This is a genomic window from Streptomyces sp. NBC_00080 (genome assembly GCF_045041255.1).
Lineage (GTDB): Bacteria > Actinomycetota > Actinomycetes > Streptomycetales > Streptomycetaceae > Streptomyces > Streptomyces coriariae.
On sequence record NZ_CP108235.1, the window covers coordinates 4,889,892 to 4,916,842 of the forward strand.

Consider the following 26,951-nt stretch of genomic DNA (forward strand, 5'->3'; position numbering starts at 1 on the left):
TCGGGAGCTCGTTGGGAGCCTTCCGGAACCTGGTGACCGGCCCGGGCGTCATAGTCATCGACGACCGTGCCCCATCCTCCCGTGGCGGAGGCGGAGAGAAATACGCGCGACGGTAAACGCCAGACTTCGCCACCCCACGCCACGCCCAGGCATTAGATGGATGCAAGTCGGACGGAGTGGCCGCGGAAGCAGCCACCGCTCGACCCTGAGGGGTTCCCCTTGTCTCGTACAGGGGTGTGATGCGCCAACAGGTACGCACAGTGAAGTGATCGACACATGATGTGATGTGGCCCACGGTGTTGCCAGCGGTGCAACGGAAAGGAACGAGCGCTCATGCGCGAGATCCTCGGAAAGCGACGCAGGCTCCTGTCCCAGTCCAGCGACAGAGGACCTGAGTTGATCGACTCGGCCCTGACCTTCGCGACGGAATGGCAGTGGCCCGTCCTCCCGGGCGTGACGGCGGACCCGCAGGGGCGTTCCCGCTGTGGCTGTCCCGACCCGGAGTGCACGGTCCCCGGTGCTCACCCCTTCGACCCCGGCCTGCTCGCGGCCACCACCGAGGCGCGGATGGTGCGCTGGTGGTGGACCAACCGGCCGACCGCACCGATCATCCTGGCCACCGGGGGCACGGCTCCCTGCGCGGTCAGCCTCCCCGCCCTCGCGGCCTCGCGCGCGCTCGTGGCGCTCGACCGGCAGGGCATCCGCCTGGGCCCGGTCGTCGCCTCGCCCACCCGCTGGTCGATCCTCGTCCGGCCGTACACGATGGAGCAGCTGGGTGAGCTGCTCTACGCCAAGGACTTCGTGCCCGGCTCCCTCCGCTTCCACGGCGAGGGCGGCTACATCGCCCTGCCGCCGTCCGAGACGGGGCGCGGCGACATCCGGTGGGAGCGCGCGCCGCTGCCCGGTTCGGCCTCGCCCTGGGTGCCCGACGTCGAGGCCGTGGTGGACGCCGTCGTCGACGCCCTCACTCGTACGGGTGTGAGCGCACCCGAGTTGTAGGGGTGTCGGGCGCGCGCCGGACAGCACACCGGCGTTCGCCCTCTATCTTCCGCTACATGAACCTTCGTCTCCTCGCCCTCGTGGGCGCCGTGGCAGGCGCGATCGCGCTGCCCCTGGCCATGGCGTCCGCGGGGCCGGTCGGCGACGAAGGGCGTACGGCCGGCGCGGCCGAAGTGGCCGATACCCGTGCCACCGGCGGTACGGATCCGAAGGCGCCGCCCGTCGAACCCTCCCGATCCCCGCTGCTGCTCGGCCTGGGGCTGGCCACCGCCGCCCGCTGCGGCCCCGAACTCACCTCCCCCGACGGTGTGGAGGCGCAGACCTGCGTGTTGTCCCAGGGGGACGACAGCTGGGCGCGCACTTACTACCGCAATGCCACCGGGCGCGCCCTGGACGCCTTCCTGAGCCTCATGGGGCCCGAGGGCCGCACGGTGCGGACGCGCTGCGCCGTGGGCGCCGAGGACGAGCCGGAATCCTGTGAGACACCCCATGAGCGGACCCGGGGCGAACTGGCGGCGTACACGGCGGTCGCGGAGTTCGCGCGAGCGACAGGCGACGGACCGCTGCTGCTGCGCTCCGGGAGCAACACCCGTTCCGATGAGGGCAGTTGACGTGCGACCGAACCCTGTAAACGGCGTCGGGCATGAAAAGACCCGGTTGCTGACGACGGGGGATGCATCAGCAACCGGGCAACTCGAACGGTAACAAGAGATCTGCTCCAAGCAAATTCGATCTCTTGTTTTCATCGGTATTCCGGACACCCGCGAAACGGCGCTTCTTACGCCGACTCACCCTGGGCGGGCGGGAGTTGTGAGCGGAGTCACGCCACCCGCCGACGCAAGGAGTGCTGACCGGGCGGTCAGTTCGGCCGGGGTCCTCGCCCGTGCGTCAGCTGAGCGTCACCTGTCGGTTGGTCAGGCCGCCCCGCGCGCGGCGCTCGTCGGCCGTGAGCGGCGCGTCCGAGGCCAGGGCGGTGGCGAGCCGCTCGGCGAACTCGGCCGCCGGCTTCTCCACGTCGTCCGCCGTGACCGCGCTCGGCAGGTCCCAGACCGGCACCGTCAGGCCGTGCGCCCGGAAGGAGCCGACCAGGCGCGTGCCCTCGCCGAGGCTCGAACGGCCCGCCGCGTGCAGCCGCGCGAGGGCGTCCAAAAGCCGCTCCTCCGGATGCGGCATGACCCAGCGCAGGTGGTTCTTCTCCGGCGTCTCGCACCAGTACGCGGCGTCCACGCCGGTCAGCTTCACGGTCGGGATCGCCGCGGCGTTGGCGCGCTCCAGGGAGGCGGCCACCTCCGGCGCGGCGTTCTCCGGGTCCGGGACCCAGAACTCGAAGCCGCTGTGCACAACTGGCTCGAACACGCCTTCGGCGTCGAGCAGATCCTGCATCCGCGGACCGTCGGCCGGCGCGCGGCGCGCCTGCACCGGAGTACCGGGGTCGGCATCCAGGGCCCGCCGCAGGGTGTCGGCCAGGTCGCGGCTGATGTCGCCCGACGGCGTGTCGTTCTGCAGGCCGAGGAGCACCGAGCCGTCGTCGCGGCGCAGCGCGGGCCAGGCCATCGGCAGCACCGTGGCGAGCGTGACGGACGGGACGCCCTCGGGCAGACCGCCCTTGAGCGGCAGCTCGACCGTGGCGGCCGGCACCAACTCACGCAGCGCCACCCAGTCTCCCTCGCCCGGCAGGCCTTCGAAGGGGCGCTGCACCAGCTCGGTCACGGCATGCGCGGCGGCCCGGCCGTGACAGGCCTTGTAGCGGCGGCCGCTGCCGCACGGGCAGGGCTCCCGCGCGCCGACGACCGGGATGTCCGCGTCGGAGGGCTGCGGCCGCTTGGCCTTCGTCTGGGGTCGCTTCTTGGCCATCTGGGTGTCTCCCGGGTACGGCTCGTCTGGTACGGCGGGAGCCTAGCCGTTCGTACGCTCCGTCACGGGAACCTGTGGACGACGCGGGGGCTGTGGACGACGATCACCGCGCTCGGCCCCACGATCCCCCCGGCCTCTTCGGCGACTCTCCCCGACCGTCTCCGGTCTAGTCCAGGTCGTCGAACGCGTCCGCGAAGTCCAGGCCGGGCATCGACGCCACCGACGGGGCGGCGATCCGGGAAGCGAAGTCGTCGCGTCGGCAGCCCGCGTCGGGGTCGTAGACGTCCGCGTGGACGACCACCCAGACCGTGACCTCGCCGCGGGCGTCGTCCCGAACGCCCCAGTCGTCGGCCAGCGCCGTGATGATGTTGAGCCCGCGGCCGCCGTGCGCGGTGACGGAGGGGGTGGCCGGGGCCGGACGGGTCGGGCCGCCGCCGTCGGTCACCTCGACCACCAGCCGGCCACCCTGATCGACACGCCACGCGGCCCGGACGTCGCCGTCCCCGGCCAGGGCGTCGCCCAGTGGCCTGCCGTGCTTGCACGCATTGCTCAAGAGTTCGGAAAGGATCAGTACGGCGTCGTCGATGACCGATTCCGACACCCCGCCCGTGCGCAACTGATCGCGCATGCGGTGTCTCGCATTACCCACGCCCGCAGGGCCATGGGGTACGGCCATGCTCGACGACGCGGGCACCTCCTGTGCCACCACCAACGCCACCCCCGAGACCTCCTTCGCCCCACGCCACGGTGTGGATGCCCCATTGGCCTGTACCGGAAACCGGCCAATGCGGCCCCGGCGACGCATTCGTCATGATCGAACACGGACCGAACGCGCCGGAGCACTCCCTGTGAGGGGCCTGTCAGTGAGTGGCTGAATTTGGACGGTATGGCTGAGAACGGAGGATGCTGTAACGGCGCTGTGGGGTCAAGAGGTATGGACGGGGCTTGTGTGACTTCTGGGACTTCTGTGACTTCCGCCGGACGCCGCTCAGCGGCCCAGCCGTCGCAGCACCTCGCCCGGGCGGTTGGTGATGATGGCGTCGACGCCCAGCTCGACGCAGAGATCGACGTCGTCCGTCTCGTTCACGGTCCACACGTGCACCTGGTGGCCGGCCCCCTTCAGGCGCTCGACGTACCCCGGATGGCTGCGCACGATCCGGATCGAGGGGCCGGCGATCCCGACCCCCGCGGGCAGCCGCCCGTCGCGCAGCCGGGGCGAGACGAACTGCATCAGGTAGACCGTCGGCACCGTGGGCGCCGCGGCACGCACGCGATGCAGCGAGCGGGCCGAGAAACTCATGATCCGCACCGGGGACTCGGCCGCCGAGACCGGCGCGTCCAGGCCGAACCGCTTCAGCAGCACCAGCAGCCGCTCCTCCACCTGTCCGGCCCAGCGCGTCGGATGCTTGGTCTCGATGGCCAGCTCGACCCGGCGCCCCGCGTCGGAGACGAGCTCCAGCAGTCGCTCCAGGGTCAGGACGGAGGTCTCCTCACGGTCCTCGGGCCGGACCTCCCAGTCGGGGTCCTCCTCGCGCGCGTGCCAGGCCTCGCGGGCCTCCCGTGTCTTCCAGGAGCCGAAGTCCAGCGCCGCGAGGTCGGCGAGCTCCAAGGCGGAGACCGCCCCGCGGCCGTTCGACGTACGGTTGACGCGACGGTCGTGGACGCAGACGAGATGGCCGTCCGCGGTCAGCCGTACATCGCACTCGAGGGCGTCCGCACCGTCCTCGATCGCCTTCTTGTACGCGGCCAGGGTGTGCTCGGGGGCCTCCTCGGAAGCCCCGCGGTGGGCGACGACTTGAATGTGGTGCTGCCGTGCGTGGGTCACCGCGTCATGGTGCCATCGGCGCCCGGTCGTCTGAGAACCCTCTGAGATGTTTCGATGATGCGCACTTATTGTGCGTAATGACCTATATAAGGAATGGCCAAGGACCCACAGCCACCGCTTATGGTGCTCTGACGGCCCGTGGGAAAAGCTGAGACGTACAAAAGCACATGCACAGCTTCAGCGCGCGGGGTCGACGACAAAGCGCGCGAAAGCGCGACAAGCGCCGACGAGCGTGACCCAGTGCGACCGACGACAACAGCCGTGGATCGAGGAGAAGAGCTGTGAGCACCGAGAACGAGGGCAAGAGCGAGGGCACCCAGGTACCCCCGGCCCCGTCCGCACCCCCCGTGCCGGTGGAATCTCCCTCGGCCTCCCCGCAGGCGCCCGCGCCCGACGCCGGCGCGCCCACGACTCCGCTCCCGGCGGCGCCCGCGCAGGCACCGGAAGCCGGTCACACCTCCGCGGGCGCGCCCGAGGGCCACTGGCCGCCGCCCACCGCCCCGCAGGGAGCCCCGGCCCCGGTGGACGGCGACTGGCCGCCGCCGGCCGCTCCGCAGGCCGCCCCGGCCCCTCAGGGAGCCCCGGCCGCCGCCGACGACTGGCCGAACCCGGCCCCGGCGACGCCCGTCTACGCCGACGCCGGCGCGGGCACGCACGCGTACGGCACCCCCGGCTCCGCCGACGTCGCTGCCGGTAGCGCCGGTGCGGTCGGTGGCCCCGGTGGCCCCGGAGGCCCCGGCGGGACCGTCTGGGGTGCCTCCTACCAGCAGCCCGCGCCCAAGTCGGGCCGTGGCCGCGGCGGGCTCGTCGCCGCGATCCTGGTCGCCGCGCTGGTCGCGGGCGGCCTGGGCGGCGGACTCGGCTACACGCTGGCCAAGAACGACGACGACACCGGCTCGACGACCGTCTCCGCCTCCACCAACGGCGGCGACGTCAAGCGCGACCCGGGCACGGTCGCCGGGGTCGCCGCCAAGGCGCTGCCCAGCACGGTCACGATCGAGGCCGAGTCCAGCAGCGGCGAGGGCGGCACCGGCACCGGCTTCGTCTTCGACACCCAGGGGCACATCGTCACCAACAACCACGTCGTCGCGGACGCGGTCGACGGCGGCAAGGTGACGGCCACCTTCCCGGACGGCAAGAAGTACGACGCCGAGGTCGTCGGGCACGCCCAGGGCTACGACGTCGCCGTCATCAAGCTCAAGAACGCCCCCTCGGACCTGAAGCCGCTCACCCTCGGCGACTCCGACAAGGTGGCGGTCGGCGACTCGACGATCGCGATCGGCGCCCCCTTCGGCCTGTCCAACACGGTCACGACGGGCATCATCAGCGCGAAGAACCGCCCGGTGGCCTCCAGCGACGGCACCAGCAGCGCCGCCTCCTACATGAGCGCCCTCCAGACGGACGCCTCGATCAACCCGGGCAACTCCGGCGGCCCGCTGCTGGACGCCTCGGGCAACGTCATCGGCATCAACTCCGCGATCCAGTCCACCGGCAGCGGCGGCCTGGGTGGCACCACCCAGTCCGGCTCGATCGGCCTCGGCTTCGCCATCCCGATCAACCAGGCCAGGTACGTCGCCCAGCAGCTGATCAAGACCGGCGAGCCGGTGTACGCCAAGATCGGCGCGTCCGTCTCCCTGGCGGACTCCACGGAGGGTGCGAAGATCACCGACACGGCCGAGGGCGGCGCGTCCGCGGTCGAGACGGGCGGCCCGGCGGACCAGGCCGGCCTCAAGCCCGGCGACGTCATCGTCAAGCTCGACGACATGGTGATCGACAGCGGCCCGACCCTCATCGGCGAGATCTGGACCCACGAGCCCGGCGACAAGGTCACGATCACCTACGAGCGCGACGGCAAGTCCCACACCGTGGACCTCACCCTCGGCTCCCGCAAGGGCGACAGCTGACGCCCACGCGCGCGTGCCCACCCGTAGCCCCGGTCCCCGCGCCGCCGATCAAGAACGGCGCGGGGCGGGGCGACCGAGCGGCCTACGGGAACGGTCGATGAACGAGGCGGTCTGCCGGAAGCGTTGCTTCCGGCAGACCGCCTCCGTTCGTTGCGAACTACGGGATCACGGGATCAGAGAAGCGCACCGTCGGTGATCTTGGTGGCGATGCCGTTCTCGATCACGACCTCGGCCTCCACGCCCTTCTTGGCGGCCTTCTCCAGATCGGCCTCCTCGCACGGAGCGTCCACCTTCGAGCCGGCGGTGCCGCAGATCTGGCCCCCGCCCAGGATCACGGTGTCCTCGGCGAGGTAGAAGGCCTGCTGTTCACCGCCGGAGCCCTGGGCCGCGGGCCCGTCGACCTGGTACTTGCCGGGCGCCATGTACCGCACGATGCCGTACCAGGTGCCGTTGACGCCCTTGCCCTTGTTGAGACCGTCCACGACGCCCTCGCCGCCCCCGGACGTGCTCCCGGGGTCGGTCGTGGCGCCGCCGCCGGAGGTGCTCCCGGGGTCGGTCGTGCTGCCGCCGCCGGACGTGCTGCCGCCGGAGGACGACGCGGAGGCGCGGCGCTCGGTGATCTGTGTCGCGGCGCCGTCCTTCATCTCCACATCGGCGTTGACGGAGCGTCCGCCCTTGGTGGCGGTCTCCAGGTCGGTCTCCTCGCACGGGGCGTCCACCTTCGAGGAGGCGTCGCCGCAGATGGTGCCCGCGCCGAGGATCTTGGTGTCGTCCGCGATCCAGAACTGCTGGTCGGACTTGCCGGACACGCTGACGATGTACTTGCCGGACGCGAGGTACTTCACCGTCCCGCCCGAGAAGGTGCCGCTGACGCCCTTGGCGCCGGACTTGTTCGCCGCCGCAGCCGTGTCGGTCTTGCCGGAGGAGCTGTCGGCTGCGTCGTTGCCCTGGTTGCACGCCGACATCAGCAAGGTGCCGCCCAGGAGTGCGGCGGAGACGAGGAAGGCCTTGGGACGGTTGCGAGTCATGGGTCAATTCCCCTGATCAGTCGGCTGGTTGGTGCTGAGGTGCGGCCGTTCCCCGCAGCGCTGTTGATCACTATGAGGGGACCGGGAGCCGAAAGGATGCCTCGGTCCTTGATCCAGGACGACGCCGTCACAGTCCCGTGACATGGGCAACTCGGTTGTACAGGACCGGGGTTGCCGCTCCGCGCCACGAATCGGGGGCATCGGCGGCCGCGACTCGCCTCCGCGGACGGCATCCGCTTTCCGAACGTGATCGGGCGGGTGGATCAAGGCCGGCAGCTGTGGCGTGAGCATGACCGAAGCGACATGGCATGTTCACGCTCGATTTACGTGGACACCTCCTCTGCCCTCGATCCTCGCGATCATGGAATCTCTGAAGGCTCTGAGACTGACCGTGCCCATGGGGCTCGCCGCCCTCGTGCTCACCGTGGCGGGCTCGATGTCCACGGCGTCGGCGACGACGTACTGGTCCTACAGCAACGACTACGAGGGCCAGTGCCTGGTCTCGTCGACCGTGAGCGACAAGGTCTGGTCGGACACCTGCAATGACGGGCTCTCCACCCGGAACTGGTACTGGGGTTCGGATTCCTACACCCGCAATTACGACGGCACGGTGTTCCGCCGGCTGGTGAGCAAAGCCAACGGCATGTGTCTCACCACGGACAGCAAGACCGCGACCAACGCTGTCTGGATGAGCGCCTGCGGGAACGCCCCCGGGCAATGGTGGAGCGGCGATGACGACTACCTCGAATGCGACTTCATCTCCGGAACCGGGGTGTTTCTCCGTACCTCGGGCAACGGTGCCGCCGTCTACACCACCAACTACATCGGCGAAGGCGGCATCGACCCTGCCCGCTGGGTCTGGTGGGGCGCACACAGCTGACGTCGCCACGACGCGCAGAAGGCCCTCGCGCCCCGGAGGAGCGAGGGCGGTGGACCATGCTCCCCGCTTCGAGCCCGCGCCCGGTAGTCTGTACCCGCTCCGCCCCAGGTGGGCCGGGGCGCGGGTGGGTTGCCCGAGCGGCCTAAGGGAACGGTCTTGAAAACCGTCGTGGCAGCGATGTCACCGTGGGTTCAAATCCCACACCCACCGCAGGTGAACGGCCCCTGACCAGGCGAATCGGTCGGGGGCCGTCGTCATGGGCGCCGGATCATCTCCCGTACCGGCCCTCGGGACGATTCACACTCGATCACTGGCGCGCCCGTCGGGATCCACCACGTTTCGGGTGGTGGCACGTCCTCGCCGAGACCGGGGCGTCCGGCCCTGCACCGGTGGCCGTCGGTGTCGGCTCCGCGCTGGTCCTGGCCGGCGGCATCGTCCTCGGGCTCCGCCGTCGGACCGCACAGCGCTCGCACCGACCGTGAGGCGTCGGGGGCTGTCACGGATCGGGGCGGTGCGTGGTCATGCGGGCCGCCGACGTGATCGTCCCCCGCGCCTCCCGTGCCGTCAGGCCGGTTCGTACGGCGGCGTCGACCAGGTCCTCGGTCAACTCCGGGCCGATGCCGTCCTCGTAGGCGCGGCAGGCCGCCCAGAACAGCCGTGTGTTGCGTTGCCCCTCGTGGGCGGCCAGGACGAACTGGACCAGGCCCCGGCCGTGTGCGCCGCCGGCCGTCGAGCCGGGGCCCGGGCGGGAGGAGCGCGGCGGTGGCAGCAGCAGGCGCAGGAGGGAGCGCGGGCAGGGCGCGGGGGTGAGGTGGGCGGTGCCGGGGGCGGTCGCGTAGACGCCGTGGGCGGTGCGGGAGCCGGGGCCGACCAGGTAACCGCCGGCGCCCCGGATGTCGATGCCGGGAGCGAGGCGGCCGGCCGAGTTGGGGACGACGACGTCCGGCGGGCCGGTGAGCCACAGGTGCCGTCCGCCGGACGGGGTGAGGACGACGATCGTGGGCGGGATGGTGAAGAGGTGGCGCAGGGCCAGCTCGCGCAGGGCGGCCGTGGAGTCCGTGTCCGACTTGGTGTCCAGATCGACGCCGATGAGGTGGTGCGGGGACAGGCCGCAGGCGATGCCGTAGCCGGTGGCCCAGGGCGCGGCGGCGAACAGTTCGCGGATGCGGGCGGGGTCGGTCGAGGCGTCGTACACGCCGTGGCCGAGCCGGCCGCACTCGCCGTGGCAGGGCGGTCCCGGCGGCTCGGGGGCGTCGCGGTGGGGGGAGCGCAGGGCGGGGAGTTTCGTCCGGGACAGCGGGATGACGGCCAGGCCGCGCTCGGCGGCCGACAGGGCGTGGGCGAGGGCCAGCGTGGTGGCCTGCCGGGGGTACCGGTCGGTGGTGGCCATGAAACCAGTGTCGTACGCATGTTCGATAAAGGGAAGAGGGTGGGCCGCGACGCGCCCGAGGGCGGCTGTCCGGGACGGAAAAATGCCGGAACGCTTCGCCTCTTGCGGGGCCCGGGAGCCGGGTGTCCGACTTGCCGGGGGTTATGGCGTCACGTGCAGGAAAAGTGGTGCCAGGGGTTTATCGACTTGTCATCACGCTTGAGCGCGAATCACGGCTTACGGGGTGGTTCGCCGGGGATTCGGTGGGCAACTCTGGTCTCGCGACGTCGTCACGAACGCCGGGGCGGTCGGCCAACTGCCCAGGTGAAAGCCGTGCTTCACACACTTCGGTACTCACGCATTTCGGTACTCACGCATTTCGGTACTCACGCACTTCGGTACTCACGTACTTCCGTTCTGGAGGAACCACATGGCAAGCATCCGTACCGCCCGCGTCATCGCCGCCGTCTCCGCCCTCCCGCTGGCGGCCGCCCTCTTCACCGGCGTCGCGGTGGCGGACAACGGCGGCTTCGCGGACGACGGATCGAACGCGGGTGTCGCGAGCATCTCCGGCAGCGGTGTCGGGCGAGATAACAGCGGCAACTCGGCCACCACGCAGCAGAACGCCGTCGGCTCGGGCGCCTCGAACCAGAGCAATACCGCGCAGGTCAACGGGTCGGCGTTCACCGCGGTCAACCAGGGCAACAGCAACGTCGCGGTCGCCTTCACCCCACTGTGGTGGTGATCTGAGGGGGCCGGGGGTCGGCGCAGGCCCCGGGGGGAGCTTCGCGCCGGGTGGGGGCTGTGGGGGGGGGTGACAACGCGTCTGCGCGGCGGTACTTCGGTGCCGCCGCGCAGACGTTTTCGTACAGGGAAGTGACCTTGACAGACATTCATATCTGACGGACAGTCAGAAACTGTTACCGGGTAGGTCCCGGTAGGTCCCGCCAATCCCCGCCTGTCCCGGGCCATCCCTGGTAAGCCCCGGCAAGCCTTTTCCCGCGGAAGGAGTACGGCCGTGGACGACGAGCTCCACGCGCGGCTCAAGGCCTACGAGGGCCGCCCCGCGGCGGTCGCGGGCACCGGCCGGGACCCTGTCAACGCGCCCATGATCCGGCACTGGTGCGAGGCGACGGGCGACCGGAACCCCGCGTACACCGGCCCCGGCGCGATCGCCCCGCCGACCATGCTCCAGGCGTGGATCATGGGCGGCCTGAGCGGCCACGGGGGGCGTGCGCAGGCCTACGACGAGCTGCTCTCCCTCCTCGACGAGGCGGGCTGCACCTCGGTCGTCGCCACCGACTGCGAGCAGGAGTACCTGCGCCCGCTGCGACCGGGGGACGAGGTCGCCTTCGACACGGTGATCGAGTCGGTCTCGCAGCGGAAGACCACCAGGCTGGGCACCGGGTACTTCGTCACGACCCGGACGGACGTGCGCGTGGGCGAGGAACTGGTCGGCACCCATCGCTTCCGCATCCTCAAGTACGCACCGAGGGCGCGCGCATCCAGCGGGCAAGCTTCCAGCGGCCCCGCGCCGAACAAGTACGTACCGGGCGAGCACGCGTCGACCGGACGGGAAGGCAAGGCGCAGGGTCGGCAGGAAGTACCGCGCCGGCCGCGTCCCGTCGTCAACCGGGACAACGCCGGTTTCTGGGAGGGCGTCCGGCGCCACCGCCTCCTCGTCCAGCGCTGTACCGCCTGCGACACGCTCCGCTTCCCCTGGCTCCCCGGCTGCAACGCCTGCGGCTCGCCGGAGTGGGACACCGTCGAGGCCGGCGGCGAGGGCACGGTCTTCTCGTACGTCGTGATGCACCACCCGCCCTTCCCGGCCTTCTCCCCGCCCTACGCGATCGGGCTGATCGAACTCGCCGAGGGTGTCCGCATCATCAGCAACGTGGTCGACGTGCCCTACGACAAGGTGCGGATCGGTATGCCCGTGGAGCTGGAATTCCGGTCCTACGACGATGAGGACGGCGAGCTGGTGCTCCCCGTGTTCCGGCCCCGCGCGGGCGAGGTGGCCGCGTGAAGGCCGGTGACGAGCTGCCGCCGCTGGAGATCGGGATCACCCGCACCCTGATCGTCGCCGGCGCCCTCGCCTCGCGCGACTACCAGGACGTCCATCACGACCCCGAACTGGCCCGGCGCAAAGGGTCCCCGGACATCTTCATGAACATCCTGACCACCAACGGCCTGGTCGGCCGCTACCTCACCGACCACTTCGGCCCGACGGCCGTGCTCCGCAAGGTCGCCATCCGGCTCGGGGCGCCCAACTACCCGGGAGACACCATGGTGTTGAGGGGCACGGTCGAGGAGTTCGACGGAGCCACCGCCGTGGTGCGGGTCACCGGGGACAACGGGATCGGCAGACATGTCACCGGGACGGTGACGCTCACCGTCCCGCCGGGAGGTGCGGGGTGAGCGTGCGGACGCGGGACTCCCTCGGCGGCCGGGCGGCGATCGTCGGCATCGGGGCCACGGAGTTCTCCAAGGACTCGGGACGCAGTGAACTGCGTCTCGCGGTGGAGTCGGTGCGGGCGGCCCTGGCCGACGCGGGTCTCACGCCCGCCGACGTGGACGGGCTGGTGACGTTCACGATGGACACCAGCCCGGAGATCACCGTCGCGCAGGCGTGCGGCATGGGTGAGCTGTCCTTCTTCTCCCGCGTCCACTACGGCGGCGGGGCGGCCTGCGCGACCGTGCAGCAGGCGGCGCTCGCCGTCGCGGCCGGGGTGGCCGAGGTCGTGGTCTGCTACCGCGCCTTCAACGAGCGGTCGGGGCGCCGCTTCGGCTCGGGCGTGCGACACCGCGAACCGTCGGCGGAGGGGACGGCGCTCGGCTGGACGCTGCCGTTCGGGCTGCTCACCCCTGCCTCCTGGGTGGCGATGGCGGCGCAGCGTTATCTGTACACGTACGGGCTGACCCCGGAGGACGCGTTCGGGCCGGTCGCCGTCACGGCCCGCCGGCACGCGGCGGTGAACCCGGCGGCGTACTTCCACGACCGTCCGATCACCCGCGCCGACCACGCGGCCTCGCGCTGGATCGCCGAGCCGCTCAGGCTGCTGGACTGCTGCCAGGAGACGGACGGCGGCCAGGCGCTCGTCGTCACCTCGGTGGAACGGGCCCGGGACCTGCCGCAGCCGCCCGCCGTGGTCACCGCGGCCGCCCAGGGCGCCGGCCGGGCCCAGGAGCAGATGACCAGCTTCTACCGCGACGACCTGACGGGCCTGCCGGAGATGTCCGTGGTCGCCCGCCAGCTGTGGCGCGGCTCCGGTCTGGCGCCGGCCGACATCGACGTGGGGATCCTGTACGACCACTTCACGCCGTTCGTGCTGATGCAGCTGGAGGAGTTCGGCTTCTGCGCCCCCGGCGAGGCCCCGGCCTTCGTGGCGGAGGACCGGCTGCCGCTGAACACCCACGGCGGCCAGCTCGGCGAGGCTTACCTGCACGGGATGAACGGGGTGGCCGAAGCCGTACGGCAGCTGCGCGGCACGTCCGTGAACCAGGTGCCGGGGGCCGCCCGGACCCTGGTGACGGCGGGGACCGGGGTGCCGACGTCGGGCCTGGTCCTGACCGCGGACCGAGCCGCGGACCGAGACGTGGACCGAGGCGCTGACGGAGCCTTGGCCCGAGCCGCGGACGGAGCCACGGAGAGAGCCACGGAGGGATGAGCACCCAGGGGTCATCCCGTAGTAGTCGGCGCCGCCTTGTCCACCTTCAGGAGGTGGGGCGGGCACCACCCCTACAACCTGAGACGGATCCGGCTTCGGGACCTGCGGCCGATCCGCCCGAGCGGGCCGCGAACCTAGCGTGGAGCCATGACCACACCCGTCTGCACCAGCGCTTCGAACGGCATGACGCGGCCTTCTCCGTACCCGTCCTTCGCGTCGTACGTCAGGGCCCGTCAGCCGGTGCTGCTGCGCACCGCACGGTCGCTGACCGCGAACCCGAGCGATGCGGAGGACCTGCTGCAGACCGCGCTCACCAAGACGTACGTCGCGTGGGAGCGGATCGAGGACCACCGGGCGCTCGACGGCTATGTCCGCCGGGCCCTGCTGAATACCCGTACGTCGCAGTGGCGCAAGCGCAAGGTCGAGGAGTTCGTGTGTGACGAGCTGCCGGAGCCGGATCCGGTCGCCTCCGCGGACGACCCGGCGGAGCGGCAGGCGCTGCACGACGCCATGTGGCGGGCGATCATGAAGCTGCCCGCGCGGCAGCGGGCGATGGTCGTCCTTAGGTACTACGAGGACCTCAGTGAGGTCCAGACGGCCGAGGTGCTCGGTGTCTCGGTGGGCACGGTGAAGTCGGCGGTGTCGCGGGCGCTCGGCAAGCTGCGCGAGGACCCTGAGCTGGTGCTTGTCCGCTGACACGAGCCGATCCTCCGGCCCGCGCCGTGATCCGGGCCGCGCCGTGACCTGATCGATCACCGCTCCCTAGTGACATACCGCGCGGTATGTGCGCAGAATCAGCACAACCGTTACCACCGCGTAGGCAATGTCGCCGCCCTGGGAGGACGCCGTGCTGAGCACCATGCAGGACGTACCGCTGACCGTCACCCGCATTCTCGTTCACGGTGTGCTGGTGCACGGCCGTTCCCAGATCACCACCTGGACAGGTGAGAGCGAGCCCCAGCGGCGCAGTTTCGCCGAGGCGGGCACCCGGGCGGTGCAGCTGGCGAACGCCCTGCGCGACGACCTCGGCGTCCGCGGCGACGACCGGGTGGCGACGCTGATGTGGAACAACGCCGAGCACGTCGAGGCGTACTTCGCGATCCCCTCCATGGGAGCGGTGCTGCACACCCTCAACCTGCGCCTCCCGGCCGAGCAGCTGGTGTGGATCGTCAACCACGCCGCCGACAAGGTCGTCATAGTCAATGGTTCGCTGCTCCCGCTGCTCGCGCCCCTGCTGCCGAAGCTGCCCACGCTCGAGCACATCGTCGTCTCGGGTCCGGGCGACCGCTCGGTCCTCGAGGGCGCCCACGCGCGCGTGCACGAGTACGAGGAGCTGATCGCGGACAAGCCGAAGACCTTCGACTGGCCCGAGCTGGACGAACGCCAGGCCGCCGCCATGTGCTACACCTCCGGGACCACGGGCGACCCCAAGGGCGTGGTCTACAGCCACCGTTCGATCTACCTGCACTCCATGCAGGTGAACATGGCCGAGTCGATGGGCCTGACCGACCAGGACACCTCGCTCGTCGTCGTCCCGCAGTTCCACGTCAACGCCTGGGGACTGCCGCACGCCACGTTCATGACCGGCATCAACATGCTGATGCCGGACCGCTTCCTCCAGCCCGCGCCCCTCGCCGAGATGATCGAGCGCGAGAAGCCGACCCACGCGGCCGCCGTCCCCACCATCTGGCAGGGTCTGCTGGCCGAGCTCACCGCCAAGCCGCGGGACGTCTCCTCCCTCACCCAGGTCACCATCGGCGGATCGGCCTGTCCGCCCTCCCTCATGACCGCGTTCGATGAGCTGGGCATGCGGGTCTGCCACGCCTGGGGCATGACGGAGACCTCCCCGCTCGGGACCATCGCCCGTCCGCCGGCCCACGCGGTCGGCACCGACGAGGAACTCGGCTACCGCCTCACCCAGGGCCGCTTCCCGGCCGGCGTCGAGGGCCGCCTCACCGGCCCCGGCGGCGAACGCCTCCCCTGGGACGGCGAGTCCGCGGGCGAGCTGGAGGTGCGCGGCGCGTGGATCGCCGGCGCCTACTACAACGGCCCCGACGGCGAGCCCCTGCGGCCCGCCGACAAGTTCAGCGAGGACGGCTGGCTGAAGACGGGCGACGTCGGCACCATCTCCGCCGACGGCTTCCTCACCCTCACCGACCGCGCCAAGGACGTCATCAAGTCCGGCGGCGAGTGGATCTCGTCGGTGGACCTGGAGAACGCGCTGATGTCCCACCCGGACGTCACCGAGGCCGCCGTCGTGGCCGTCCCGGACGACAAATGGGGCGAGCGTCCGCTGGCCACGGTCGTCCTCAGGGAGGGTGCCACCACGGACTTCGAGGCCTTGCGCGCCTTCCTCGCCGCCGAGGGGCAGATCGCCAAGTGGCAGCTCCCGGAGCGCTGGACGATCATCGGGTCGGTCCCGAAGACGAGCGTGGGCAAGTTCGACAAGAAGGTGCTGCGCAGGCAGTACGCGGAGGGCGAGCTGGACGTCACCCGGCTCTGAACCCGCCCGCGCCGCGGACGCGGTGACCGACGCAGCAGCCGTCGCGGCCGTTCACGCAGGTCGTGTACGCAGGTCGTGTACGCCGGGCAGGGCACCTCGCGGCCCCTGCCCGGCGTACGCCGTTCTGCGCGGCCGTACGGTCACAGGCCGGCTTCACCGCCGTACGGCCGTCACCGCCGTACGGCCGTGGTCGTCCAGCCCAGGACCAGCCAGGCGCCCGCCACCGCGACGACGCCACCCCAGCCGAAGTGGGTGAAGGCGAGGCCGGCCAGGGCCGAGGCGGTCGCGCCGCCGGCGAACCCCGCGACGACATAGGCGCTGTTCGCGGTGGCCGGGGCGGAGGTGGTGGTCAGGGCGAGGGTCTGGTTGGCGACATGGGAGGCGACGAGCGCCGCGTGGATCGCGATCGCGGCCACGAAGAGCGCCACGAGCACCTGTCCGCCCAGCCAGAACAGCGGGACCGAGACAGCGGCGAGAAGATACGCGTTGCGGACGACCTTCGCGGCGCCGAAGCGGTCGACCAGACCGCCGGCCAGCGGTGCGACGACGCTGGCGGCCAGTCCGAACAGGCCGAAGAGGCCGGCGGCGGCGGTCGTCAGGCCGTAGGACTCCTCGCCCGTCAGCAGCAGGGCCAGCGAGGTCCACAAGGCGCTCCAGGCGCCGTACATCCCGGCCTGCCGCACGCAGGCCCGCCACAGGTCGGGCGAGCGCCGCACCAGGCCCGGCATCGCGGTGAGACCGGCGAAGAGGTGGCCCTCACGGGGGCGGTGGCGCTCGGAGGGGAGGGCGGCCGCGGTCAGCAGGCCCAGGATCGTGGTGAGGGCGGCCGCGCCCACGAACACCGCCCGCCAGCCGAAGGCCTGTCCGGCGAGTCCGCCGAGGACCCGGGCCGCGACGATGCCGGTGAACAGCCCGGCGATGACGGCGGCCACATGCCGGGCGCGCCGGTCGGCGGGGGCGCGGGCGGCGACCAGCGGTACGAGGAGCTGCGGGACGACGGTCGCGGCCGAGGCGACGAGCACGGCGGCCGCGAGGGCGCCGGTCCCGGCGGCCGTGGCCGCGGCGACCAGGGCCGCCGCGGTGACCAGGGAGAGGACGGCGACGAGTCGGCGCCGGTTCACGCGGTCGCCGAGCGGGGCGAAGACGAGCAGGCCGGCCGCGTAGCCGAACTGGGCGACCGAGGCGATCCAGGCCACGGCCGAGGGTGCCGAGCCGAAGTCGTGGGCGATGAGGGGGAGCAGCGGGGCCGCGAGATAGATGTTGGCCGCCGTGACGGCGGTGCAGAGGGCGATGAGGACGAGGAGAAGCCCGTTGCGGCGGGCCGCGACCGCGGAGGGGGCGACTTCCTCTCCCGCTTCTCGGACTGCTGTGACTTCGGACGGCATGGCGGAGGTGCTCCTTCGAGCGTCTCTAATAACTAACCAGTTGGTTGGAACGGAGGGGGAACAGTCTGCGGCGAGCGTGAATTCCCTGTCAACCAACTAGTTGGTTAGGTCCGTGGCTACGATGGCTCCATGGCAACCACCAGGGATCCCGAGGCCACCCGAGCCCGGATCTTCGACGCCGCCGTCGCGGAGTTCGCCCGCCACGGCATCGCGGGCGCCCGCATCGACCGCATCGCCGCCGAGGCCAAGGCGAACAAGCAGCTCATCTACGCCTACTTCGGCAACAAGGCCGAGCTGTTCTCCCAGGTCCTCGGCCGTCGCATGCTGGACCTCGCCGCCGCCGTCCCCGTCGACCCGGACGACATCGAGGGCTGGCTCGACCGGGTGATGGACTACCACGGCGCCCACCCCGAGCTGCTGCGGCTCCTGTACTGGGAGGGCATCGAGTACGGCGGCACCGAGCTGCTGCCCGACGAGACGGAACGCCAGGAGCACTACGCGCTGAAGGTCGCCGCCATCCAGGACGGCCAGGACCGGGGTGTGATCTCCGACGCGATCCCGGCCCGTGACCTCTTCTTCCTGCTGATCGCGATGGCCAACTGGGCCGCCTTCGTCCCCCAGATGAGCCGCATCCTGGCGGGCTCCGAGGACGCCGACCGCGACCGCCTGCGCGCCTCCATCAAGGAGGCGGCACGGCGGATGGTCGCCCGGTAGGACGAGCCCGGTCGGACCGGCAGGACGTCGCCGGGCCGGACGAGGTCGGGCCGGACGAGGTCGGCCGGACGGCTCCTAGTTGGTGCCGATCCGGGCCAGCAGGTCCACGATCCTGCTCTGCACCTCCGCGCTCGTCGACCGCTCGGCGAGGAAGAGGACCGTCTCCCCCGACGCCAGCCTCGGCAGGTCGGCCGGGTCGACGGCGGCCGTGTAGACGACCAGCGGAGTGCGGTTGAGCTGCCCGTTCGCCCGCAGCCAGTCCAGGATTCCGGCATGGCGCCGGGACACCTGCATCAGGTCCATCACGACCAGGTTCGGCCGCAGCTGCCCGGCGAGCGTGACGGCGTCCGCGTCGCTCGCCGCCCGCGCCACCTGCATCCCGCGCCGCTCCAGCGTCGAGGTCAGGGCGAGGGCGATCTCGGCGTGCTCCTCGATGAGCAGCACCCGCGGCGGATGCTGCTCGCTGTCGCGCGGCGCGAGTGCCTTGAGCAGGACGGCGGGATCGGCGCCGTACGCCGCCTCGCGTGTCGCCTGTCCGAGCCCGGCCGTGACCAGCACCGGAACCTCGGCGGCCACCGCGGCCGTGCGCAGCGACTGCAACGCGGTACGAGTGATCGGCCCGGTCAGCGGGTCCACGAACAGCGCGGCCGGGAAGGCGGCGATCTGCGCGTCGACCTCCTCGCGCGAGTGCACGATCACCGGCCGGTAGCCGCGGTCGCTGAGCGCCTGCTGCGTACTGACGTCCGGCGCCGGCCAGACCAGCAGCCGACGCGGGTTGTCCAGCGGCTCCGGCGGCAGCTCGTCGTCCAGCGGCTGCGGCCGCGGCGGATCCGCCACCTCGACGGCCCCACCGGGCCCGTCCAGCGGCTCGGGCCCCTCGGCGGCGTTCTCGTCCGGGGCTCCTATGGCGTACGACCGTCCGGCACCCTCGGTCCCCGACCCACCCGGCACGAGCCGCGACTGACCCGCGAGGGAGGGATGCGGTACGGGGGGCGGCACGGGCGCGGCTGCCGGCGTGGGTGCCGTCCCGGGCGCCGCTGCCGGAGCCACGGCGGCCTGCGCCTGTGCCGGGGTCTGCGCCGCGACGGGCTGCTCGGCCGACGGGTGCGGACGCGCCGTCTGCTCAGGGCGTGTCGTCGGGTCGGGCGGAGTCCCCAGCTTGCGGCGCCGCCCGGAACCACCGGGGGCGTGCGGGGCGGGGGTGGCCGTGGACTGCGCCGACGGCACCCCCGGCTGCGAGTGACGCATCGCCTGTGCCTGCTGTGCCTGCTGTGCGTGCTGCAACTGCTGTGCCTGCTGCACCTGCGCGGCCTGCCGGGTGAACGGCACGCCCTGCCCCAGGGTCCGCACGCTGATCGCCCGACCCTGCGTCGAGTTGGGGTCCACCGGCCGACCCGTCGCGGCCTCGGCGGGCAACGGCTGCGCCACCCGTGGCTGCCCGACGGCGGCCTCGGGCGGAAGCGGAGTGCCACCACTGGGCGTTGTCGTCACCGGTGCGGGCTGCGCGGCCGCGGGGGCTGCTGCGGCCGGGGCCGCTTCGGCCGGGAGCGGCTGACCCTGCCCGGGCGCGTTCGGCACGGGGTTGGCGGCCCCCTGCGCGGGGAGCGGCTGACCCGCGGCCGGCTGACCGGGCAACGGCTGCCCGGGGACGGGCACGGCTGCCGGAACCGCCTGCGCGGCGGCAGGCTGCCCGGCGGCGAGGGGCTGTCCCACCTGCTGCGGCTGGGACGGGGGCTGGGGCTGGGGCTGCTGAACCTGTGCCGGGGCGGCGACCTCCGCGGCCTGAGCGACGGCCCGTCGACGGCGTCCCGTGGGCGCGTTCGTGGGGTGCGGCTGGGGCGGGGTGTGGTCGTCGGCCTGGTCGTGCGGGACGGCGTCGTGCCGCCCGTGGTCGATCGCGGAATCCTCGGCGGAGCCCTGAACGGGCGCCTGAGCGGGAACGGGCTCCTGAGCCTGAACCGGCGGCTGAGCCCGCGCGGGAACCGGGCCCTGTGCGGGCACCTGAACCGCGCCCAACGCCTGCACCACTCCCGGAGCCGGAGCCTGAGCCTGAGCCGGAATCGGCCCCACCGCTCGGGCGGCCTGGGGAGCTTGGGGAGCCTGGGCGGCTTGTGCGGTCTGGGCGGTCGCACTCGTGCCGACGGCACCACCCGGCGCCCGGTCGGCCTGGGCGGGCGGCAGGGCGAACACCGCGCGCGGCCCCGCCTCCTGCGCGGCGGCGCGCTCGTTCGCGGCGGCCAGAGCGCGCCGGCGCCTGCCCGTCGGCTGTCCGTCCTCCGTCTCCGCCTGTGTCATGGCTCCCGGACCCGTCCCCGGGGCCTCGGCCGGTGCGCCCGCGAGCGCCGGCAGCGCGGGCGGCAACGCGTTCTGCGGCTGCCGGCCGTCCGGTGCGGGCCGCTGGCCGCCCGGCGCGGGTACGCCCTGCGGCGGAACGGTGCCGCCGAGTCCCGTACCCGAGGCCGCGGTCCCCGCCGCGTGCTCGGCGGCCGTGACGACGGCACCCTCGCTCACCCCGCCGTCGAGCGCCGCGGGCAACCCCGCGTCGGCTCCCACGACGGCGATCTCGGCCGACCGCCCACGCCGCCGCCCGGTGCCGCCGGGGCCCTCCGGGCCCTCGGCCTCGTCCACGGCGGGCGACAGCTCGCCCGGCGTCTCCTCCGGGGCCGCGGCCCCGGCCCGCCTGCGTCGCCGACCGGTCGGAACCGCCGCCTCCGCTTCGGCGCCGCCCTCCGCGGCCGGGACGTCGCCCTCCAGGAAGGCGTCCACGGAGGACCGTCGAGCCCGTCGGCGCCCACCGGCGCCGTACTCGCCCGGAACGTCCTCCTCCGAGGCCATGGCGGGGGCGGGGGCCGCCGAGGCCGCGCCGCCTCCGGCCGCGAGAGCGGGCAGGGCCATGGCCGCCGGAGCCGCCATGGCTCCCGCGCCACCGCCCAACGGCACCTCCAGCACGTACGCGCTGCCGCTCATGCCCGGCACCTCGTGCGTCTGCAGCACGCCACCGTGCGCCCGCACGATCCCCCGCACGATCGGTTCGTGCACGGGGTCGCCGCCGGCGTACGGCCCGCGCACCTCGATGCGGACGACCTCGCCGCGCTGGGCGGCCGCCACCACGACCGTGTTGTCCATGTAACCGCCCGCCGAGACGGGGGCGTTGCCGGTGGCGTCGACACCCGCGACGTCGGCCACGAGGTGCGCGAGCGCGGTCGCGAGGAGCCGCGCGTCGACCTCGGCCTCGATGGGCGGCGCGTGCACGGCGAACTGCACCCGTCCCGGCCCGATGAGATCCACCGCGCCGTCGACACCGGCGGCGACGACGGCGTCGAGCATCACCTTCGTCCGGGCGATGACCTCCGACCCGGTGTCGAGACGCTGGTAGCCGAGCACGTTGTCGATGAGCGTGGTGATCCGCGAGTAGCCGGCCGACAGGTGGTGGAGCACCTGGTTGGCCTCCGGCCAGAGCTGGCCGGCGTCGTCCGCGGCGAGCGCCGCCAGCTCGCGGCGCAGTTCGTCCAGGGGCCCGCGCAGGGAGTCCCCGAGCAGGGTGAGCAGCTGCTCGTGCCGCCCGGCGAGCGCCTCGTACCGGTCCTTCTCGCGCTCGCCGAGCGAGGCGTAGCGCTCCTCGCCGGCCGCGAGCTCCTCCTCGTGCCGCTCGCGCAGTTCCTCGAGCTCGGTGACGTGCTGCTGGCGCAGCGCGGTGAGGTCGGAGGCGTGCTCCTCGGAGAGCTTCTCCAACTCGTCCGCGTGCCGCTTCTCGACGCCGTCCTTCTCCTCGGCGAGGGCGTCGTAGGGACGGCGGTCGGTGAAGGTCATGACGGCGCCGACGAGCTGATCGCCGTCGCGCACGGGCGCGGTCGTCAGATCGACCGCCACCCGGTCCCCGCTCTTGGACCACAGCACCTGCCCGCGCACCCGGTGCTTGCGCCCGGACCGCAGGGTGTCGGCGAGCGGCGACTCGTCGTACGGGAACGGCGAGCCGTCGGCGCGCGAGTGCAGCACGAGGGTGTGCAGCTCCTTGGCGCCGAGATCGCTGGCCCGGTACCCCAGTATCTGGGCGGCGGCCGGATTGACGAGGACGATCCGGCCGTCGGTGTCGGTGCCCACGACGCCCTCGGACGCGGCCCTCAGGATCATCTCGGTCTGCCGCTGCGAACGCGCCAGCTCGGCCTCGGTGTCGACGGTCCCGGACAGGTCGCGCACGACGAGCATCAGCAGTTCGTCGGAGGCGGAGGAGTAGCCGTAGCCGTCGTAGGCCTGCTGACCGTTCTCGAGGTTGGCGCTGGTGACCTCGACCGGGAACTCGCTGCCGTCGGTGCGGCGCGCGACCATCCGGGTCGGCTTGGTCCGCCCGCGCGGGTCCATGTGATCGGGCCGCCGCATGGACCCCGGGATGAGCTTGGAGTCGAACTGCGGCAGCAGATCGAGCAGCCCCCGCCCCACCAGCGCGGTACCCGGCGTCTCGAACGCCTCCAGCGCGATGGTGTTCGCGTTGACGACGGTCCCGTTGGCGTTGACCAGCAACAGCGCATCGGGGAGCGCGTCGAGTATGGCTGCGAGGCGAGCAGCGCCTCGGGATGGCCTGCTGCTCACGAGTCGCTTCCTCCCTGTTACCGCACCTTGCCGACCGTTCGGGCCATCTTGCCAACCGGCCCGCACCGTGTCACGCGAGGGAGTCTAAGGGCTGGGGTCCCGTCGGCGGCGCCGGATGAGAGGGAGCTCGCACGACGAAGTGACACAGAACGTGTGTCCTCACCTGTCGTGGCCTGTCCCTGTGCACGACGGACGGCTCCCGCGCCCGCCCCGCATCCTGCTCGGACTGCGCGGGACCTTCGCGCGACCTTTACGGAACCGGTGCTTCCGCCACGCGTCGCCTGTACGCGCACGACCGCGGAGGCGAGGCGGGGCTCGTCGGACACCGGTCGCGCGTCAGCGGGCGGCCGGGCGCAGGTCGGGCAGCAGCGGCACGAGCCGGTCCCACCGCTCGATCTGGCAGCCGTTGCTGCGGTCGTACGTCGCGTCGACCGGCCGCCCGGCCCAGCGGCCCGTGACGTGGGCGGTGGCCGGCCCGCCGTACCGCATGGTGCAGACGCCGCCGGCCGGAGCGGGCGCGAAGGCGTCCCTGCCCCACCGGGTGGTGCGGTCCACGGCGCGACAGGCGCTTCCCGCGTCCGGGTGACTGCCGCCTCCCGGGTGGCAGTACAGCTCGAACGTCCCGTTCGCCCGGCCGCCGGCGTGCCGGACGGTGACCGTGAGGTGATCACCGGAGACCCGGTCCTCCTCCCGGACGGGCGGCGGCGCGAGCGAGGTGGCGTCGGCGACGGCGGCGACCGACGTCGCGGCCCCGGCTGTCCCGGCGGCGTAGGCCGTGACGGGCCCGGTGGTGCACGAGGCGACCACGGCGGCGCAGGCGGCGGAAGCGGCGACGGCGAGCCGTCGGAGTGGGGTGACCTGGAACATGACAGGACTAACGCGAGGCCCCCGACGATGTTGCGCCCCGACAACCGCTTTGCCCTGCGACCCACCTGCCTAGTACCGTGGACGCCGATTGGTGACACGCCCTTCGACTGTGTCATCATCTGCACGCACCACTCGCCCACACGCGAGCGGTTGTGCTGGAGGCGTCGCCTAGTCCGGTCTATGGCGCCGCACTGCTAATGCGGTTTGGGACTTCAATCCCATCGAGGGTTCAAATCCCTCCGCCTCCGCGCGATCACCGAAGCCCCGGTCCACCCGACCGGGGCTTCGGTGTTTCCCAAGACCCTCCAGACAGGCGTTTCCGCAGCTCACAAGCGGTATGGCAAACGGATTTCACATGTCGGCGGCAGTCATGTAATGTTCTTCCTGTCGCCGCGAGCGGGCCGGAAGGGCCGAGAGCGAAGACAGAAAAACCGAATAACAAGCACTCGTAGCTTAACGGATAGAGCATCTGACTACGGATCAGAAGGTTGCAGGTTCGAATCCTGCCGAGTGCACAGCTGACCAGAGGCCCTAAGGATTGATCCTTAGGGCCTCTGGCTTGTGCCTTGACCGCAGTGTTCGACGGCAACCGGGTGCGGGACGGATCAGACCCCCTCGGTTCGGTCGTCCCGACATGCCGCTCCGGCTCTCGCGGCTCGGCTCCGGGCAGGGCGTGACGACTCTGCTCGGGTCCGCTGCGACGCGCCCACCCGTGTCCGCCCTTCAGGTTCCTCCTTGCCGGCAGGGGGACGCCGGCTGCTCACCGCGAGGGCCTCGCAGCCAAGGCAATTGCCAACGTAAGAGTCCTTTTCGGCTGCTGACGATCACGGCGGCATTGCGCATCATCGGGAAGCCTCGTGCCATGACAACCTGCCTGCCGACACACCCATTTGGACCCGGAGGTACACCGCGCGTGGCGGCGAAGACCAATCCCACTGTCAGGAGACGCCGTCTCGGAGCCGAACTGCGTCGGCTCCGCGTGCTCAGTGGGCTGAAGAGCACAGAAGTGGCCGAGCGGCTCATGGTCTCTCAGCCCAAGATCAGTCATCTGGAGAACGGCAACCGCGCCATCAGCCCCCGTGATGTGCGCGACCTGTGCGTGATCTACGAAGTGACGGACCAGCAGGTCATCGACTCCCTGATGGAGATGGCCAGGGAATCCGGTCAGCGGGGCTGGTGGCACTCCTATGGCGAACTCTCCGGCAGCGTCTACATCGGCCTGGAGACGGACGCCGCTTCCCTGCACACCCACGCGCCCATGATGGTGCCCGATCTGCTGCAGACCCCTGCCTACGCCGAGGCTGTCATCGGGGAGACCATCCCTCGGCTCACTGCGGAACAGGCCGCCACGCAGCTCAAGGTGCGGCTGCGCCGCCAGCACCGGATCTACGACCTGGCCTGCCCGCTGCGCCTGTGGGTCATCATCGACGAATCGGCCCTGCGCCGCGTCGTCGGCGGTCCGGACGTCATGCGTGAACAACTGGAGCACCTGAAGGCACTCGGCGCGGAGCCGCACATCACGGTTCAGGTCCTTCCCTACACGGCCGGCGCTCATCCGGGACTGTCGGGACAGTTCTCCATCCTGCGGTTCGCCGACGGTCCCGAGGCGGGGGTGGTGTACCTGGAACGGTTCGCCAGCGATCTCTACCTGGAGAAGCCGTCCGACGTGCGGCACTACAACGTGATGTACGAGCACCTCCAGGCGCATGCCCTCACCCCGGACAGCAGCCGCGACTTCATCACCGACATCGCCAAGGCGTACGTCGACGCGACGATCCCGGCCTGACCGACTCGAGTACGAACCACAGGTCAGCGGCAGGCTTCAGCGAGGGAGCCGGTGCATCGTCGGCGGGCTCAATCGAGGGTGGCGAGGTGATCGGCATCGCCGCCTCGCCACTCGATGAGGAAGATGGTCGCGTCGTCGGTCGTGGTGCCGCCACGCTCCTGTTTCAGGGCGTGGGAGAGCGCTCGTACCACCGCCCGTACCTGGGGGCGGTCGCGGAGGATCCGATTCGTCCACTCGATCAACTGCTCCTCACCGAACAGTTCTCCGCCGGCCTGGTGCTCCTCGAACAGGCCGTCGGTGAAGCACAGCAACCGGTCCCCGGGCCGCAGCATCCGCTCGGTGACCACCGGCTCCTCACCGCCGAAGCCGACCGGCAACGTGGTCGGGCTCTCCAGCCGGTCCACCACCGCGCGGTCACGGATCAGGAACGGAGCCGGGTGGCCGGCGTTGACCCACTGCAGTCGGCCTGTGGTGATGTCCAGGGTCATCATCTGAGCGGTGACGAAGTGGTCCTGGCCGAACTGCTCATTGATGGCCCTGTCCATGAACGCGTACACCTGGGACAGATCCGTATGGGCCCGTCGCGTGTGGCGATAGGCGCCGATGGCCACCGTCGCCATGGTCGCCGCGTCCAGCCCGTGGCCCATCGCGTCGATCATGGCCACGTGCAGGATGTCGCCGTTGAGGGCGTAGTCGAAGCTGTCGCCGGCCACGTCGTAGGCGGGCTCCAGGATCCCGGCCACCTCGACCTGCGGCACCGTCATCGACAGCGGGGGCAGCAACGACCACTGGATCTCCGCGGCCACACTCATCGGGGCACTGCGGCGGGCCTGGAAGAACTGGTCGGTGTAGGAGTCCTTGGTGACGATCATGTCCGCGACCAGACCGGCGAGTCTGCGCAGCAGCCGTCGGTCGTCGTCATCGACGCTGTCCAGGGTGACGGCCATCACCCCGATCTGGTCGCTGCCGTCCAGCAGCGGCAGGTACATCCGCACACTGTCGTCCTGTGGCACCTCCACCGTTCTGCGGGTCAGGAACGCGTCGCCTGCGGGGGAGTCCTCGACCGGCTCGGGGCCGCCGAGCTTCAGCCTCCGGCCCGGCAGCGGCACCAGCAGCACCTGCTCGTAGTCCTGCAGGAGGATGGAGACGTCCCGTCCCCCGACCCGGGCCACCTCTTCCGCGACGAGGGGGGCGATCAACTGCGGCGGCATCTCGTGCGCGCGGTCCAGCAGCACCCCCAACAGCCGTTCGCCGAATCCCTCCGACCGGTCCACCCCGATCCGGCCCGGCTTGCGCCAACCGTCCGCCATGGCTGTCTGCTTCCCTTCGTCCCGGGCACGGGGAACTCATCGGGGTGGCAGCGTCCACACGGTGTCCACCGGGCGGCCCGGTGCCCCGGCCTCGTCGAACCGCAGCCGGTGCGGGCGGTGCCGACCGGACGGCGCCGGCGCTTCCAGCACCCCGACAACGGCGAGCGGCGTGGCACGACGCAGTCGACCGGCTCAGGCTCGCATCGCCGACCGGCCCGACGAGACGATTACGCCATGGGCGGCATGTCGCCCCTGACATCGGTCACCACAAG

21 protein-coding genes and 3 tRNA genes are annotated in these 26,951 nt (G+C 71.7%); 15 read left to right on the forward strand and 9 right to left on the reverse strand.

All coding sequences use genetic code 11. The annotated features are described in order from the left end of the window. Positions 1-333: 333 nt before the first annotated feature. The gene (locus OHU34_RS21885) at positions 334-999 is read left to right on the forward strand and encodes a bifunctional DNA primase/polymerase (protein WP_020132756.1); all 666 of its coding nucleotides are present in this window, start codon (positions 334-336) and stop codon (positions 997-999) included. Positions 1,000-1,055: 56 nt separating this feature from the next. Further along, positions 1,056-1,610, forward strand: a complete 555-nt coding sequence (locus tag OHU34_RS21890) for a hypothetical protein (protein WP_142265098.1) — start codon at positions 1,056-1,058, stop codon at positions 1,608-1,610. Between the two features lie 277 nt (positions 1,611-1,887). Here OHU34_RS21890 and OHU34_RS21895 read toward each other — a convergent pair whose 3' ends face one another. The 3 genes from OHU34_RS21895 to OHU34_RS21905 form a co-directional block, all read right to left on the reverse strand. Then, complete coding sequence (locus tag OHU34_RS21895) at positions 1,888-2,853, reverse strand: DUF5926 family protein (protein ID WP_142265097.1); 966 nt, start codon at positions 2,851-2,853, stop codon at positions 1,888-1,890. Positions 2,854-3,019: 166 nt separating this feature from the next. Then, positions 3,020-3,658: an ATP-binding protein gene (locus OHU34_RS21900; protein ID WP_037736715.1), complete on the reverse strand. Its 639-nt coding sequence runs from the start codon at positions 3,656-3,658 to the stop codon at positions 3,020-3,022. Between the two features lie 183 nt (positions 3,659-3,841). Then, the gene (locus OHU34_RS21905; RefSeq protein ID WP_142265096.1) at positions 3,842-4,678 is read right to left on the reverse strand and encodes a glycerophosphodiester phosphodiesterase; all 837 of its coding nucleotides are present in this window, start codon (positions 4,676-4,678) and stop codon (positions 3,842-3,844) included. Between the two features lie 281 nt (positions 4,679-4,959). Between OHU34_RS21905 and OHU34_RS21910 the strand changes: the two genes are divergently transcribed. Further along, positions 4,960-6,582, forward strand: a complete 1,623-nt coding sequence (locus OHU34_RS21910) for a S1C family serine protease (RefSeq protein WP_142265095.1) — start codon at positions 4,960-4,962, stop codon at positions 6,580-6,582. 173 nt (positions 6,583-6,755) lie between these two features. Here the strand turns inward: OHU34_RS21910 and OHU34_RS21915 are convergent, their stop codons facing one another. Continuing rightward, the gene (locus OHU34_RS21915) at positions 6,756-7,610 is read right to left on the reverse strand and encodes a hypothetical protein (protein WP_142265094.1); all 855 of its coding nucleotides are present in this window, start codon (positions 7,608-7,610) and stop codon (positions 6,756-6,758) included. Positions 7,611-7,971: 361 nt separating this feature from the next. Between OHU34_RS21915 and OHU34_RS21920 the strand changes: the two genes are divergently transcribed. After that, the gene (locus tag OHU34_RS21920) at positions 7,972-8,490 is read left to right on the forward strand and encodes an RICIN domain-containing protein (protein WP_230195263.1); all 519 of its coding nucleotides are present in this window, start codon (positions 7,972-7,974) and stop codon (positions 8,488-8,490) included. 123 nt (positions 8,491-8,613) lie between these two features. Beyond that, positions 8,614-8,700, forward strand: a tRNA-Ser gene (locus OHU34_RS21925). A 286-nt stretch (positions 8,701-8,986) separates the two neighbouring features. Here OHU34_RS21925 and OHU34_RS21930 read toward each other — a convergent pair. Next, the gene (locus OHU34_RS21930; protein WP_142265091.1) at positions 8,987-9,880 is read right to left on the reverse strand and encodes a bifunctional DNA primase/polymerase; all 894 of its coding nucleotides are present in this window, start codon (positions 9,878-9,880) and stop codon (positions 8,987-8,989) included. A 409-nt stretch (positions 9,881-10,289) separates the two neighbouring features. Here OHU34_RS21930 and OHU34_RS21935 point away from each other — a divergent pair, with 409 nt between their 5' ends. From OHU34_RS21935 to OHU34_RS21960, 6 genes are all read left to right on the forward strand, one after another. Beyond that, positions 10,290-10,604 (forward strand): hypothetical protein, encoded by a 315-nt coding sequence (locus OHU34_RS21935; RefSeq protein ID WP_020131344.1) that lies wholly within the window; start codon positions 10,290-10,292, stop codon positions 10,602-10,604. Between the two features lie 273 nt (positions 10,605-10,877). Beyond that, positions 10,878-11,885 (forward strand): bifunctional MaoC family dehydratase N-terminal/OB-fold nucleic acid binding domain-containing protein, encoded by a 1,008-nt coding sequence (locus OHU34_RS21940; RefSeq protein WP_142265089.1) that lies wholly within the window; start codon positions 10,878-10,880, stop codon positions 11,883-11,885. Next, positions 11,882-12,277, forward strand: coding sequence for a MaoC family dehydratase (locus OHU34_RS21945; protein ID WP_142265088.1), 396 nt, complete (start codon positions 11,882-11,884; stop codon positions 12,275-12,277). Before OHU34_RS21940 ends, OHU34_RS21945 begins: the two co-directional genes overlap by 4 nt. Continuing rightward, positions 12,274-13,527 (forward strand): lipid-transfer protein, encoded by a 1,254-nt coding sequence (locus OHU34_RS21950; protein WP_405767929.1) that lies wholly within the window; start codon positions 12,274-12,276, stop codon positions 13,525-13,527. The genes OHU34_RS21945 and OHU34_RS21950 overlap by 4 nt, the downstream gene beginning before the upstream one ends. A gap of 147 nt (positions 13,528-13,674) precedes the next feature. Continuing rightward, positions 13,675-14,223, forward strand: a complete 549-nt coding sequence (locus OHU34_RS21955) for a SigE family RNA polymerase sigma factor (protein WP_020131340.1) — start codon at positions 13,675-13,677, stop codon at positions 14,221-14,223. 127 nt (positions 14,224-14,350) lie between these two features. Beyond that, positions 14,351-16,030, forward strand: a complete 1,680-nt coding sequence (locus OHU34_RS21960; protein ID WP_200839734.1) for a long-chain fatty acid--CoA ligase — start codon at positions 14,351-14,353, stop codon at positions 16,028-16,030. A 170-nt stretch (positions 16,031-16,200) separates the two neighbouring features. On the opposite strand, the gene OHU34_RS21965 is transcribed toward OHU34_RS21960, so the two are convergent. Continuing rightward, positions 16,201-17,415 carry an MFS transporter gene (locus tag OHU34_RS21965; RefSeq protein ID WP_142265086.1) on the reverse strand — a complete coding sequence of 405 codons (1,215 nt, stop codon included), beginning with the start codon at positions 17,413-17,415 and terminating at the stop codon, positions 16,201-16,203. A gap of 129 nt (positions 17,416-17,544) precedes the next feature. Between OHU34_RS21965 and OHU34_RS21970 the strand changes: the two genes are divergently transcribed. Then, positions 17,545-18,129 carry a TetR family transcriptional regulator gene (locus tag OHU34_RS21970; protein ID WP_142265085.1) on the forward strand — a complete coding sequence of 195 codons (585 nt, stop codon included), beginning with the start codon at positions 17,545-17,547 and terminating at the stop codon, positions 18,127-18,129. Between the two features lie 75 nt (positions 18,130-18,204). Here the strand turns inward: OHU34_RS21970 and OHU34_RS21975 are convergent, their stop codons facing one another. Further along, positions 18,205-22,716: a PAS domain-containing protein gene (locus OHU34_RS21975; RefSeq protein WP_405767933.1), complete on the reverse strand. Its 4,512-nt coding sequence runs from the start codon at positions 22,714-22,716 to the stop codon at positions 18,205-18,207. A 336-nt stretch (positions 22,717-23,052) separates the two neighbouring features. Continuing rightward, positions 23,053-23,583 (reverse strand): SSI family serine proteinase inhibitor, encoded by a 531-nt coding sequence (locus OHU34_RS21980; protein ID WP_142265083.1) that lies wholly within the window; start codon positions 23,581-23,583, stop codon positions 23,053-23,055. A gap of 157 nt (positions 23,584-23,740) precedes the next feature. Here OHU34_RS21980 and OHU34_RS21985 point away from each other — a divergent pair. From OHU34_RS21985 to OHU34_RS21995, 3 genes are all read left to right on the forward strand, one after another. Further along, a tRNA-Ser gene (locus OHU34_RS21985) sits at positions 23,741-23,831 on the forward strand. A gap of 194 nt (positions 23,832-24,025) precedes the next feature. Beyond that, positions 24,026-24,098, forward strand: a tRNA-Arg gene (locus OHU34_RS21990). 398 nt (positions 24,099-24,496) lie between these two features. Beyond that, positions 24,497-25,369, forward strand: coding sequence for a helix-turn-helix transcriptional regulator (locus OHU34_RS21995; protein ID WP_142265082.1), 873 nt, complete (start codon positions 24,497-24,499; stop codon positions 25,367-25,369). A 68-nt stretch (positions 25,370-25,437) separates the two neighbouring features. Here OHU34_RS21995 and OHU34_RS22000 read toward each other — a convergent pair whose 3' ends face one another. Beyond that, positions 25,438-26,679, reverse strand: coding sequence for a PP2C family protein-serine/threonine phosphatase (locus tag OHU34_RS22000; protein ID WP_230195286.1), 1,242 nt, complete (start codon positions 26,677-26,679; stop codon positions 25,438-25,440). Positions 26,680-26,951 lie beyond the last annotated feature (272 nt).

Excerpts from the sequence above, each read along its gene's own strand:
- OHU34_RS21930 (WP_142265091.1), bottom strand. The coding sequence starts at position 9,880 with ATGGCCACCACCGACCGGTACCCCCGGCAGGCCACCACGCTGGCCCTC.
- OHU34_RS21960 (WP_200839734.1), top strand. The coding sequence starts at position 14,351 with ATGTCGCCGCCCTGGGAGGACGCCGTGCTGAGCACCATGCAGGACGTA.
- OHU34_RS21955 (WP_020131340.1), top strand. The coding sequence starts at position 13,675 with ATGACCACACCCGTCTGCACCAGCGCTTCGAACGGCATGACGCGGCCT.
- OHU34_RS21965 (WP_142265086.1), bottom strand. The coding sequence starts at position 17,415 with ATGCCGTCCGAAGTCACAGCAGTCCGAGAAGCGGGAGAGGAAGTCGCC.
- OHU34_RS21900 (WP_037736715.1), bottom strand. The coding sequence starts at position 3,658 with ATGCGTCGCCGGGGCCGCATTGGCCGGTTTCCGGTACAGGCCAATGGG.
- OHU34_RS21885 (WP_020132756.1), top strand. The coding sequence starts at position 334 with ATGCGCGAGATCCTCGGAAAGCGACGCAGGCTCCTGTCCCAGTCCAGC.
- OHU34_RS21895 (WP_142265097.1), bottom strand. The coding sequence starts at position 2,853 with ATGGCCAAGAAGCGACCCCAGACGAAGGCCAAGCGGCCGCAGCCCTCC.
- OHU34_RS21920 (WP_230195263.1), top strand. The coding sequence starts at position 7,972 with ATGGAATCTCTGAAGGCTCTGAGACTGACCGTGCCCATGGGGCTCGCC.
- OHU34_RS21935 (WP_020131344.1), top strand. The coding sequence starts at position 10,290 with ATGGCAAGCATCCGTACCGCCCGCGTCATCGCCGCCGTCTCCGCCCTC.
- OHU34_RS22000 (WP_230195286.1), bottom strand. The coding sequence starts at position 26,679 with ATGGCGGACGGTTGGCGCAAGCCGGGCCGGATCGGGGTGGACCGGTCG.
- OHU34_RS21980 (WP_142265083.1), bottom strand. The coding sequence starts at position 23,583 with ATGTTCCAGGTCACCCCACTCCGACGGCTCGCCGTCGCCGCTTCCGCC.
- OHU34_RS21970 (WP_142265085.1), top strand. The coding sequence starts at position 17,545 with ATGGCAACCACCAGGGATCCCGAGGCCACCCGAGCCCGGATCTTCGAC.
- OHU34_RS21890 (WP_142265098.1), top strand. The coding sequence starts at position 1,056 with ATGAACCTTCGTCTCCTCGCCCTCGTGGGCGCCGTGGCAGGCGCGATC.
- OHU34_RS21915 (WP_142265094.1), bottom strand. The coding sequence starts at position 7,610 with ATGACTCGCAACCGTCCCAAGGCCTTCCTCGTCTCCGCCGCACTCCTG.